General features: G+C 61.7%; 8 protein-coding genes and 1 pseudogene. 3 read left to right on the top strand and 6 right to left on the bottom strand.

What is annotated here, in order from left to right; all coding sequences use genetic code 11:
• Positions 1–3 precede the first annotated feature (3 nt).
• Complete coding sequence (locus ACSPX5_RS25905) at positions 4–444, top strand: excinuclease (protein ID WP_169428517.1); 441 nt, start codon at positions 4–6, stop codon at positions 442–444.
• A 48-nt stretch (positions 445–492) separates the two neighbouring features.
• Here the strand turns inward: ACSPX5_RS25905 and ACSPX5_RS25900 are convergent.
• Positions 493–600, bottom strand: a pseudogene (locus tag ACSPX5_RS25900) (addiction module antidote protein); the annotation flags it as partial.
• Between the two features lie 44 nt (positions 601–644).
• On the opposite strand from ACSPX5_RS25900, the gene ACSPX5_RS25895 reads away from it, so the two are divergent.
• Positions 645–1082: an excinuclease gene (locus tag ACSPX5_RS25895; protein WP_439820514.1), complete on the top strand. Its 438-nt coding sequence runs from the start codon at positions 645–647 to the stop codon at positions 1080–1082.
• Here ACSPX5_RS25895 and ACSPX5_RS25890 read toward each other — a convergent pair whose 3' ends face one another.
• Entirely contained in the window at positions 1083–1979 is an 897-nt protein-coding gene (locus tag ACSPX5_RS25890; protein ID WP_169428515.1) for a LysR family transcriptional regulator, read from the bottom strand. It abuts the gene before it with no gap.
• Between the two features lie 118 nt (positions 1980–2097).
• On the opposite strand from ACSPX5_RS25890, the gene ACSPX5_RS25885 reads away from it, so the two are divergent.
• On the top strand, positions 2098–3372 hold the full coding sequence (locus ACSPX5_RS25885) for an MFS transporter (protein ID WP_439820513.1): 1275 nt from the start codon (positions 2098–2100) through the stop codon (positions 3370–3372).
• A 70-nt stretch (positions 3373–3442) separates the two neighbouring features.
• On the opposite strand, the gene hemE is transcribed toward ACSPX5_RS25885, so the two are convergent.
• The 4 genes from hemE to ACSPX5_RS25865 form a co-directional block, all read right to left on the bottom strand.
• Entirely contained in the window at positions 3443–4510 is a 1068-nt protein-coding gene (hemE, locus tag ACSPX5_RS25880; RefSeq protein ID WP_169428513.1) for a uroporphyrinogen decarboxylase, read from the bottom strand.
• A gap of 253 nt (positions 4511–4763) precedes the next feature.
• Positions 4764–6182, bottom strand: a complete 1419-nt coding sequence (locus ACSPX5_RS25875; RefSeq protein WP_169428512.1) for an FAD-dependent oxidoreductase — start codon at positions 6180–6182, stop codon at positions 4764–4766.
• A 33-nt stretch (positions 6183–6215) separates the two neighbouring features.
• Entirely contained in the window at positions 6216–10661 is a 4446-nt protein-coding gene (gene gltB / locus ACSPX5_RS25870; RefSeq protein WP_169428511.1) for a glutamate synthase large subunit, read from the bottom strand.
• Positions 10662–11011: 350 nt separating this feature from the next.
• A complete protein-coding gene (locus ACSPX5_RS25865; protein ID WP_439820512.1) occupies positions 11012–12607 on the bottom strand; it encodes an AAA family ATPase in 1596 nt (531 codons plus the stop codon).
• Between the last annotated feature and the right edge of the window lie 3 nt (positions 12608–12610).

Below are 12610 nucleotides of genomic sequence, written 5' to 3'. Positions count from 1 at the left end.
TCCATGCGTTTGAACAAACTCGCTGCCGCCCTGCTCATCTGCGCGCTGCCAGCCGTCAGCCAGGCCCGTGACACGGCGGTGTATCTGCCGTTCGACAAGGCGGTCGCAGAGGCAACCCGTACCGGCAAGATCGACGGCAGCGTGAAGTTCTATCTGGCGGGGAACGCCCCGGCCGGCAAAGTCAGCGTCGTCAGCCCTGGCGCGGTGACCAACAAGAAGACCAACGCCTTCAACAAGTCCGACCAGGAAGCCTGCGAGTGGGTCGTGCAATCGGCCATCATCAGCCTGCATCAGGCGGCGAAAAACGCCGGCGCCAACGCCGTGACCAACATCGTCAGCTTCTACAAGAGCAACGAGCGCAAGGATGCGAAGAACTACGAGTGCCACGCGGGCGCGATCATGGCCGGCGTTGCCTTGAAGGGTGATCTGGCGACGGTTCAGTAACTGTCGGAAACGACAAAGGGCGCCTTTCGGCGCCCTTTTCGGTTCAGATCATGTGCTGGCATGCAACTTCAGCCCCAGCGCTTTCATGACTTTCAGGATCGTTCCAAACTCGGGATTTACCCCGCCTGACAGTGCGCGATATATGGCGTCTACACTCGTCATACCCATGATTTGCTGCGCGTTACGTCAAGGAGATGACCATGCAAGCAAAAGCCCTGATCGCCGCCGCCCTTTTCAGCCTGCTCCCCAGTGCCAGCCACGCCACCAATCTGATGTACATGCCGTTCGAAACCGTGCTGTCGGATGCGATTCGTGCCGGGCGGCTGGATGGCAGTGTGAAGTTTTATCTGATCGGCAACGGGGCCCAGGGCACACAGCAGTTGTTGAAGCGCGGGGTGGTCAGCGACTTGAAGACCAACGGCTTCAACAAAAGCGATCACGACTCCTGCGAGTGGGTGTTGCAGTCGAACCTGATTGCGCTGCAGGCCGAGGCCAAGCGCGTCGGGGCCAATGCGGTGACCAACATCGTCAGCTATTACGACCAGCATGTGCGCAAGGATCTGAACACATACGAATGTCGGGCCGGGGTGTTTGTGACGCGGGTGGCGTTGAAGGGCGATCTGGTGCGGCTGCCCTGATCAACCGGTTTCGACCTTGCGCGTGAGCAGCTCGACAAAGGCCTTGGCCATCGGCGATTTCTGATCCTTGCGCTGCACCAGCCACACCGCCGTCACCGCCTCGGGATCGAGCAGCGGTCGGTAGACCACGCCGTCAATGCGCATCCGCTGATACGAGGCCGGCATGACCGAGACGCCCAGGCCCGCCGCCACCAGGCCGATGATCGTCATCGCCTCCCCCGCTTCTTGGGCGAAGTGCGGACTGAACCCGGCGTCACGGGCCAGGCTGATCAATTGCGAGTACAGACCGCTGCCATAGCTGCGTGGGAAGAACACGAACGGCTCCAGAGCCAACGCCGAGAGAAACAGACCTTCCTCACTGCCTTGGGCCAGAGGATGCTTGGAACTGAGCACCGCCACCAGAGGCTCGCGCGTCAACTCGACCACGCTCAGCGAATCAGGCAAACCCAGCGGGCGCATGATGCCGACCTCGATCGACTCGTCCACCAGTGCGTCGGCCACCATGGTGCTGCTCATCTCCCGCAGGTTCAGGTGCACGGCCGGGAAACGCTGGCGAAAGGAAAAGATCGCCTGGGGAATGGTCGAGTTGAACGGTGCCGACGAGGTGAAGCCGATCTTCAGTTCACCCAGCTCGCCGAGTTGCGCACGGCGGGCCACGTCGGCCGCTTTATCGACCTGGGCCAGCACCAGCCGCGCTTCCTCCAGAAACAGTCGCCCGGCTTCGCTCAGTTCAACCCGACGATTGGTACGCTCGAAAAGCCGTGCGCCGACTTCCTGTTCCAGCGCCTGAATCTGCTGGCTCAGCGGTGGCTGGGAGATGCCCAGCACCTGTGCGGCGCGGCCGAAGTGCAGTTCTTCGGCGACGGCGATGAAGTAGCGCAAGTGACGCAATTCCATGGACACCCCATTAAGTCGTTAAAGCTATCAAACAGGTCGAACAATATATTGGATAGAAACATTAGCCAGCTATATGATTTTTTCATTGCCTGCCTGCCCGCGCCCTCCGAGGTCTGATGTGAAAACCGCCGTCGCTCCACTGGCCCATGAAGTCCCGCCCGCTGCGGCGGACGATGTGCTGACCGAACTGCAAGAGATCTACATCGAGAAAGGCACGCCCGCGTTCATGCGCACGGTACTCGCGCTGTTCAGCGGCGGCTTCGCGACGTTCGCCCTGCTGTACTGCGTGCAGCCGATGATGCCGCTGCTGTCTCACGAATATTCGATCAACGCGGCGCAGAGCAGCCTGATCCTGTCGGTGGCCACCGGCATGCTGGCGTTCGGTCTGCTGATCACTGGTCCGATTTCCGATCGGGTCGGGCGTAAACCGGTGATGGTCGCCGCGCTGTTTGCTGCAGCCCTGTGCACCATCGCCAGTTCGATAATGCCGAGCTGGCACGGTGTGCTGATCATGCGTGCGCTGATCGGGCTGTCATTGAGCGGTCTGGCGGCGGTCGCAATGACTTACCTGAGCGAGGAAATCCATCCGCAACACATCGGTCTGGCGATGGGCCTGTATATCGGCGGCAACGCGATTGGCGGCATGAGCGGGCGGTTGATCACCGGCGTACTGATCGACTTCGTCAGCTGGCACACGGCGATGCTGGTGATCGGCGGTCTGGCGCTGATCGCGGCGGCGGTGTTCTGGAAAATCCTGCCGGAGTCGCGCAACTTCCGCTCCCGCTCGCTGCATCCACGCAGCCTGCTCGATGGTTTCACCATGCACTTTCGTGATGCCGGCCTGCCGCTGCTGTTCCTTGAGGCGTTCGTGCTGATGGGCGCGTTCGTCACGCTGTTCAACTACATCGGATATCGCCTGCTCGCCGAGCCGTACCACATGGATCAAGTGTTTGTGGGGCTGTTGTCGGTGGTCTACCTGTCGGGTATCTACAGCTCGGCCAAAATCGGTTCGCTGGCCGACAGACTGGGTCGCCGGAAAGTGCTGTGGGCCACCATCGCCCTGATGTTCGCCGGCCTCGCCCTGACCATGTTCACGCCGCTGCCACTGGTGATCATCGGCATGCTGATCTTCACTTTCGGTTTCTTCGCCGCGCACTCGGTGGCCAGCAGCTGGATCGGCCGTCGGGCGCTCAAGGCCAAGGGCCAGGCGTCGTCGCTGTACCTGTTCAGCTATTACGCCGGGTCGAGCATCGCCGGGACGGCAGGCGGGGTGTTCTGGCACATGGCGGGATGGAACGGGATCGGCCTGTTTATCGGCGCGTTGCTGCTGGTGGCGCTGTTGGTGGCGTTGAAGCTGGCGAAGCTGCCGCCGCTGGGTGGCGTCAAAGCTTGATTCACGCCCACAAAAAACGCCCGGCATAAGCCGGGCGTTTTTGTTTTCTAACATTAGAGCTGAGCGCCGATCACTCGTGATACTGCGCCGACAACTCGTGCACCGCGCGCAGGAACGCGCCGGCGTGTTCCGGATCGACTTCCGGCGTGATGCCGTGGCCGAGGTTGAACACGTGGCCGCTGCCTTTGCCGTAGCTGGCGAGGATGCGCCCGACTTCGGTGCGGATCGCTTCAGGCTTGGCGTACAGCACGGTCGGGTCCATGTTGCCTTGCAGGGCGACCTTGTCGCCGACGCGAGCGCGGGCGTTGCCGATGTCGCAGGTCCAGTCCAGGCCCAGTGCGTCAGCGCCGGCGTCGGCGATGCTTTCCAGCCACAGGCCGCCGTTCTTGGTGAAGAGGATCACCGGCACCTTGCGACCGTCGTGCTCGCGGATCAGGCCGCTGACGATTTTCTTCATGTAGGCCAGGGAGAACTCTTGGTACGCCGCCGCCGACAGGTTGCCGCCCCAGGTATCGAAGATCTGCACCGCTTGCGCGCCGGCCTTGATCTGGCCATTGAGGTACGAGGTCACCGACTGCGCCAGCTTGTCCAGCAGCAGGTGCATGGCTTGCGGGTTGTCGTAGAGCATCGCCTTGGTCTTGCGGAAGTCTTTCGACGAGCCGCCTTCGACCATGTACGTGGCGAGGGTCCAAGGGCTGCCGGAGAAACCGATCAGCGGCACACGACCGTTCAGTTCGCGGCGGATGGTGCTGACCGCGTCCATCACGTAACCGAGGTCTTTGTGCGGATCCGGGATCGGCAGGGCTTCGATGTCGGCCAGGGTGCTGACGACTTTCTTGAAGCGCGGACCTTCACCGGTCTCGAAGTACAGGCCCTGGCCCATGGCATCGGGAATGGTGAGGATGTCGGAGAACAGGATCGCCGCGTCCAGTTGCGGATAGCGGTCGAGGGGTTGCAGCGTGACTTCGCAGGCGAATTCCGGATTCATGCACAGGCTCATGAAATCACCGGCCTGGGCACGACTGGCGCGGTATTCCGGCAGGTAGCGGCCGGCCTGGCGCATCATCCACACAGGGGTGACGTCTACGGGTTGCTTGAGCAGGGCGCGGAGGAAACGGTCGTTCTTCAGGGCAGTCATGTCGGCATCCGGAAAAAAAGTGCGGGCATTTTCTCAGAGCGCGACGCAAAAGGCACGGATGCAGGTCAGCCTTTTGTCTATCGGGTCAATTTGTCGCGCTGGAAATGCGCTATCAGCAACACCCTGAAACGAATGTGGGAGCGGGCTTGCTCGCGAATTCGGTGTGTCAGACAACAAATCTGTCGACTGACACTCCCTCTTCGCGAGCAAGCCCGCTCCCACAGGTTTACTGCATTTCAGCTCGGGATCGCGGTTAGACGCCCAGGTAATCCAGGATCCCTTCCGCCGCATTGCGGCCTTCGAAGATCGCCGTCACCACCAGGTCGGAACCGCGCACCATGTCGCCACCGGCGAAGATTTTCGGGTTGCTGGTCTGGTGCTTGTACTGACCTTGCTCGGGCGCAACGACGCGGCCCTGGCTGTCGGTCTGGATTTCGAACTGTTCGAACCACGGCGCCGGGCTCGGGCGGAAGCCGAAGGCGATGACCACGGCGTCGGCCGGGATGATCTCTTCGGAGCCCGGGATCGGCTCGGGGCTGCGACGGCCACGGGCGTCCGGTTCGCCGAGACGGGTCTCGACCACTTTCACGCCTTCGACCCTGTCTTCACCAACGATGGCGATCGGCTGGCGGTTATAGAGGAACTTCACGCCTTCTTCCTTGGCGTTTTTCACCTCTTTGCGCGAGCCGGGCATGTTCGCTTCGTCACGACGATAGGCGCAGGTCACCGACTTGGCGCCCTGGCGGATCGACGTGCGGTTGCAGTCCATCGCCGTGTCGCCACCGCCCAGCACCACGACCTTCTTGCCTTTCATGTCGACGAAATCTTCCGGCGACTTTTCAAAGCCCAGGTTGCGGTTGACGTTGGCGATCAGGAAATCCAGCGCGTCATAAACGCCCGGCAGGTCCTCACCGGCAAAACCGCCCTTCATGTAGGTGTAGGTGCCCATGCCCATGAACACGGCATCGTATTCGGCGAGCAGTTGCTCCATGGTCACGTCCTTGCCGACCTCGGTGTTGAGGCGGAACTCGATGCCCATGCCGGTGAAGACTTCGCGGCGATTGCTCAGCACGGTCTTCTCGAGCTTGAACTCGGGGATGCCGAAGGTCAGCAGACCGCCGATTTCCGGGTTCTTGTCGAACACCACCGGGGTCACGCCACCGCGCACCAGCACATCGGCACAACCGAGGCCCGCCGGGCCTGCACCGATGATCGCGACACGCTTGCCGGTCGGTTTGACCTTGGACATGTCCGGGCGCCAGCCCATGGCGAATGCGGTGTCGGTGATGTACTTCTCGACCGAACCGATGGTCACCGCACCGAAGCCGTCGTTGAGGGTGCAGGCCCCCTCGCACAGACGATCCTGCGGGCACACCCGGCCGCAGACTTCCGGCAGGGTGTTGGTTTGGTGCGACAGCTCGGCGGCCTGGAGGATGTTGCCCTCGGCCACCAGCTTCAGCCAGTTCGGAATGAAGTTGTGCACCGGGCACTTCCATTCGCAATACGGGTTGCCGCAACCCAGGCAGCGGTGGGCCTGGTCGGCCGACTGCTGGGGTTTGAACGGTTCGTAGATTTCCACGAACTCTTTCTTGCGTTGACGCAACAGTTTCTTCTTCGGATCCTTGCGCCCGACATCGATGAACTGGAAGTCGTTATTCAGACGTTCAGCCATTGTTAAAACCTCATCAAACTCTTCAGGCGCATATCACTGCGGGTTGGCACGGGTGCTGGAAAGCAACGATTTCAGGTTGGCAGCCTTCGGCTTGACCAGCCAGAAACGACGCAAGTAGTCATCGAGGTTCTCGGCGAGCTCACGACCCCACTCGCTGTCGGTTTCCGCGACGTACTCGTTCAGCACGTTCTGCAGGTGGCTGCGATAGGCTTCCATCGCCTCGCCGCTGATCCGCTGGATTTCCACCAGTTCGTGGTTGACCCGGTCAACGAAGGTGTTGTCCTGGTCGAGCACGTAGGCGAAACCGCCGGTCATGCCAGAGCCGAAGTTGTAACCGGTCTTGCCCAGGACGCAGACAAAACCACCGGTCATGTACTCGCAGCAGTGATCGCCGGTGCCTTCCACGACCGTGTGGGCACCGGAGTTGCGCACGGCGAAACGCTCGCCTGCGGTGCCGGCGGCGAACAGCTTGCCGCCGGTGGCGCCGTACAGGCAGGTGTTGCCGATGATGGCGCTGTTCTGAGTCTGATAAACGCTGCCCTTCGGCGGCACGATGACCAGTTTGCCGCCGGTCATGCCTTTGCCGACGTAGTCGTTGGCATCGCCTTCCAGGTACAGGTTCAGACCGCCGGCGTTCCACACGCCGAAGCTCTGACCTGCAGTGCCTTTAAAGCGGAAGGTGATCGGCGCCTTGGCCATGCCCTGGTTGCCATGCTTGCGCGCGATTTCGCCGGAGATCCGCGCGCCGATCGAACGGTCGCAGTTGCAGATGTCCAGGTCGAACTCGGCGCCGCTGAGGTCGTTGATCGCCGATGTCGCCATCTCGACCATTTTCTCGGCCAACAGGCCCTGGTCGAACGGCGGGTTGCGCTCGACGCCGCAGAACTGAGGCTTGTCCGCCGGGATGTGATCGCTGCCCAGCAGCGGGGTCAGATCCAGGTGATGCTGCTTGGCGGTCTGGCCTTCGAGGACTTCCAGCAGATCGGTGCGGCCGATCAGCTCTTCGAGGGAACGCACGCCCAGCTTGGCCAGCCACTCACGGGTTTCTTCGGCGACGTAGGTGAAGAAATTCACCACCATGTCGACGGTACCGATGTAGTGATCCTTGCGCAGCTTCTCGTTCTGGGTCGCGACGCCGGTGGCGCAGTTGTTCAGGTGGCAGATACGCAGGTATTTGCAGCCCAGCGCGATCATCGGCGCAGTACCGAAGCCGAAGCTTTCGGCGCCGAGGATCGCTGCCTTGATCACGTCGAGGCCGGTTTTCAGGCCGCCGTCGGTCTGCACCCGAACCTTGCCGCGCAGGTCGTTGCCACGCAGGGTCTGGTGGGTTTCGGCCAGGCCGAGTTCCCACGGTGCGCCAGCGTATTTGATCGAGGTCAGCGGCGAAGCACCGGTGCCACCGTCGTAGCCGGAGATGGTGATCAAGTCCGCATAGGCCTTGGCCACACCGGCGGCGATGGTGCCGACGCCTGCTTCAGCCACGAGCTTCACCGAAACCAGCGCCTTCGGGTTGACCTGTTTCAGGTCGAAGATCAACTGCGACAAGTCTTCGATGGAATAGATGTCGTGGTGCGGCGGTGGCGAAATCAGGGTCACGCCCGGTACTGCGTAACGCAGCTTGGCGATCAGCCCGTTCACTTTGCCGCCCGGCAGTTGTCCGCCCTCGCCCGGCTTGGCGCCTTGGGCGACCTTGATCTGCAGCACTTCGGCATTGACCAGGTATTCCGGGGTCACCCCGAAACGGCCGGTCGCGACCTGCTTGATTTTCGAACTCTTGATGGTGCCGTAGCGCGCCGGGTCTTCGCCGCCTTCGCCGGAGTTGGAACGCGCACCGAGGCGGTTCATGGCTTCGGCCAGGGCTTCGTGCGCTTCCGGCGACAGGGCGCCCAGCGAGATACCGGCGGAGTCGAAGCGCTTGAGCACCGATTCCAGCGGCTCGACTTCACTGATGTCCAGCGGCGTGTCGAGGGTCTTGACCTTGAACAGGTCGCGAATCATCGACACCGGACGGTTGTCCACCAGTGAGGTGTATTCCTTGAATTTGGCGTAGTCGCCCTGCTGCACGGCGGCTTGCAGGGTGTTGACCACGTCCGGGTTGTACGCGTGATATTCGCCACCGTGGACGAACTTCAGCAGACCGCCCTGCTGGATCGGCTTGCGCGGACTCCAGGCTTCGGTGGCCAGTGCCTTCTGTTCGGCTTCGATGTCGACAAAACGCGCCCCTTTGATGCGGCTCGGCACGCCACGGAAGCTCAGGTTGCAGACTTCTTCGGACAGACCGATGGCTTCGAACAGCTGCGCACCGCGATACGAGGCGATGGTCGAGATGCCCATCTTCGACAGGATCTTCAGCAGGCCTTTGGTGATGCCTTTGCGGTAGTTCTTGAACACCTCGTAGAGGTCGCCCAGCACTTCACCGGTGCGGATCAGGTCGCCCAGCACTTCGTAGGCCAGGAACGGATACACCGCCGAGGCGCCGAAACCGATCAGCACCGCAAAGTGATGCGGATCGCGCGCGGTGGCGGTTTCCACCAGGATGTTGGAGTCGCAGCGCAAGCCTTTTTCGGTCAGACGGTGGTGTACCGCGCCGGTGGCCATCGAGGCGTGGATCGGCAGTTTGCCCGGCGCGATATGGCGGTCGCTCAGGACAATCTGGGTACGACCGGCACGCACGGCTTCTTCAGCCTGATCGGCCACATTGCGGATCGCCGCTTCGAGGCCGACGCTTTCGTCGTAGTTGAGGTCGATGATCTGCCGCTCGAAACCCGGGCGGTCGAGGTTCATCAGCGAGCGCCACTTGGCCGGGGAAATCACCGGCGAGCTGAGGATTACGCGCGACGCGTGTTCCGGCGATTCCTGGAAGATGTTGCGCTCGGCACCGAGACAGATTTCCAGCGACATCACGATCGCTTCACGCAGCGGGTCGATCGGCGGATTGGTCACCTGCGCGAACTGCTGACGGAAATAGTCGTACGGCGTGCGCACGCGCTGGGACAGCACGGCCATCGGCGTGTCGTCGCCCATCGAGCCGACGGCTTCGTAGCCTTGCTCGCCGAGCGGACGCAGTACCTGATCACGCTCTTCGAACGTGACCTGATACATCTTCATGTATTGCTTGAGCTGATCGACGTCGTAGAAAGCCGAACCGTGATCGTTGTCTTCCATGGTCGCCTGGATGCGCAGGGCATTCTTGCGCAGCCATTGCTTGTACGGATGACGGGATTTGAGACGGTTGTCGATCGCGTCGGTGTCGAGGATCTGACCGGTCTCGGTGTCCACGGCGAGGATCTGGCCAGGACCGACGCGGCCCTTGGCGATCACGTCCTGCGGCTGGTAGTTCCAGACGCCGATTTCCGAAGCGACAGTGATGAAACCGTTGGTGGTGGTAACCCAGCGCGCCGGGCGCAGACCGTTACGGTCGAGCAGGCACACCGCGTAGCGACCGTCGGTCATCACAACGCCGGCCGGGCCGTCCCACGGTTCCATGTGCATCGAGTTGTACTCGTAGAACGCACGCAGATCCGGGTCCATGGTTTCGACGTTCTGCCACGCAGGCGGGATGATCATCCGCACGCCACGGAACAGGTCGATGCCGCCGGTGACCATCAGTTCGAGCATGTTGTCCATGCTCGAAGAGTCGGAGCCAACGCGGTTCACGAGCGGGCCGAGTTCTTCCAGATCCATCAGATCGTTGGTGAACTTGGTGCGACGGGCCTGAGCCCAGTTGCGGTTGCCGGTGATGGTGTTGATCTCGCCGTTGTGGGCGAGGAAGCGGAATGGCTGGGCCAGCGGCCATTTCGGCAAGGTGTTGGTGGAAAAGCGCTGGTGGAACACGCAAATTGCGGTTTGCAGGCGCTGGTCACCCAGGTCCGGATAGAAAGCGGCCAGATCGGCCGGCATCATCAGGCCTTTATAGATGATGGTCTTGTGGGAAAAGCTGCAGATGTAGTGGTCGGTGTCGGCGGCGTTGGCCACCGACGAACGACGACGGGCGCTGAACAGCTTGACCGCCATGTCCTGATCGCTCAGGCCTTCGCCACCGATGTACACCTGCTCGATCTGCGGCAGGCGCTCAAGGGCGAGGCGGCCGAGGACGCTGGTGTCGATCGGTACTTTGCGCCAGCCGATCAGTTGCAGGCCTTCGGCCAGGATCTCGCGGTTCATGTTCTCGCGAGCGGCTTCGGCCTTGGCCGGATCCTGATTGAAGAAGACCATGCCCACGGCGTATTGCTTGGGCAGCTCGACGCTGAAGGCTTCCTGGGCAATGGCACGCAGGAAGGCGTCGGGTTTTTGAATCAGCAGACCGCAACCGTCACCGGTCTTGCCGTCGGCATTAATCCCACCGCGGTGGGTCATGCAGGTCAGGGCCTCGATGGCCGTTTGCAAAAGGGTATGACTGGGTTCGCCCTGCATATGGGCTATCAGGCCGAAACCGCAGTTATCCTTGAATTCATCTGGTTGGTACAGACCTGCTTTCATAGACACTTTCTCACCAGGCTGCCTCTTTTCGAGGCAAATTTCTTTTCAATTCAACCACTTGCACCTAGCGCTGAACGTACGCCGGCTTTGCGGGGGCAAAAGGGTGGTCATTGTACACAGCGACACAGAGGCTCACAAATTTGACGACGAAATGTCGCAAATCCATGTCGCATTTGTGAAAGGTTTAAAACGATCTGCTGTGCTAGTCAAAACTTTTTTAATTTTGACCGCAACGACTCAAAGACTACTGTGACGCAGACACCACAAGGCACGCGGCCCGTAAGGGCGGCGCGCACTTGTAGAAATTTTGAGGTGCTTGGAGAGGCGGCCTGGGTAAGGCCGCCGAATCTTCAGCGAGTTGTTGCCAGTTCCTGTTGGACGCTGGCGACAGTGCGAGGCCAAGGTTTACCAGCCTGAACCTTCGCTGGCAAGGCCTTGATGGCAGAAACGGCCGCATCACGATTGGCGAAGCTGCCATAGGTGATCACGTAGAGCGGCTTGCCGTTGAGGACTTTCTTGAAATAGCGGTACTCGCCGCCCTGCTCCTTGACGAAGTTTTGCGCGGCGGCTTCAGAGCTGGTGCCGAGGATCTGCACCACGTAGTTGCCCGGTGCTTGACCTGCATACCAGCTACCGCCGGCGGCTTTGGCGACGGCAACCGGCTTCTCGGCGGCTTTCTCGGCCGGTTTGGCCGCTGCCACAGGCTTGGCAGGCGCCGGGGCCGGCTTGGCCACCGGAGCAGGTGCTGGCTTGGCGGTAGCCACCTGGGTCGGAGCCGGTGTCGGTTTGGCCGCAGGGACAGGGACCGGAACCGGCGTCGGTACAGGACCGGCCGGCACACCGACCGGCGGCGCAGAAGTGGTCACGGTTGGCGGCGTATTGCTGGAACCTTCCAGCGGCACACCGTCGTCACCTTCGGTGATCCCGCCGGCCGCTTCGGCCAAGGGCTTGCGCATGACCGGCTGCGAATTGCCGACCAGCGGCAAGGGCATCGGCTGGGTGTTACCGGCGAACTCCACGTTCGGCGCACCACCCTGACCCAGTGGCAGTTGTGCCTGTTCATTGGCCGGTGCGCCGGTGGTCGGCGCCTTGTTGCGACCGGGCATCAGCCAGGCGGCAGCGACCGCCACCACGACAACGGCGGAAATCGCCAATACGTGTTTCTTCGGCATGTTGAACCCCATACTTGGACGCTTCACCGCAGAGCGGCTGGCAATCATGACTTCGATCAGTGCATCGCGAGCGACCTGGTTGATGTTGCCGGGCCAACCCTCGGAGCTTTCGTGAATATCAGAGATCTGATCCGCGGTGAAAAGTTCGACGCCCCGGCCGGCGCCTTCGAGCCGCTGGTCGAGATATTCGCGGGTTTCTTCTTCGGTGTACGGCTGCAATTCGATGACGTGGAAACGCTCTTCCTCAAGGTGCAGCGCCTCAAGCTGTGCAATCAGCGACGACTCACCGAACAGGAACACGTGCGGACGGCCTTCCGGCGCGCCGGCTCCCAAAGCCATCAGGGCTTCGAGCGCGGATTCGTCGAGCTGCTCGGCGTCATCCACCAGCAGATAGACCTCCTGACCAGTCAGCGCCAGCTGTACGACCTGATCGAGGATCGCCCCGACCTCGGCCCGGGCGACATCCAGCCCCTGAGCAACCTGACGCAGCACACCGGCCGCATCGCCGGCGCCACGAGCGGAGACGACAACACTTTGAACCGACTGCTTGTTGGTGCTGGCCACCAAAGCCTGGCGCAGCAACGTCTTGCCGCTGCCCTGAGGGCCGGTGACCACCAGCAGCAACTGGCTGTAACGCGCCAGGTGGTGCAGTTGACCCAGCACCGGTTTGCGCTGGGCCGGGAAGAATTTGAAGCCCGGGACCCGTGGTGCGAAAGGGTCGTGACTTAACTGGAAATGGCCGAGGAACGCCTCGTCGGCATGCAAACTAGTCATCGG

The sequence above is a fragment of the Pseudomonas sp. HLG18 genome (genome assembly GCF_051903985.1).
Classification (GTDB): Bacteria; Pseudomonadota; Gammaproteobacteria; order Pseudomonadales; family Pseudomonadaceae; genus Aquipseudomonas; species Aquipseudomonas fluorescens_BT.
This window is presented reverse-complemented; position numbering and strand designations above follow the sequence as displayed.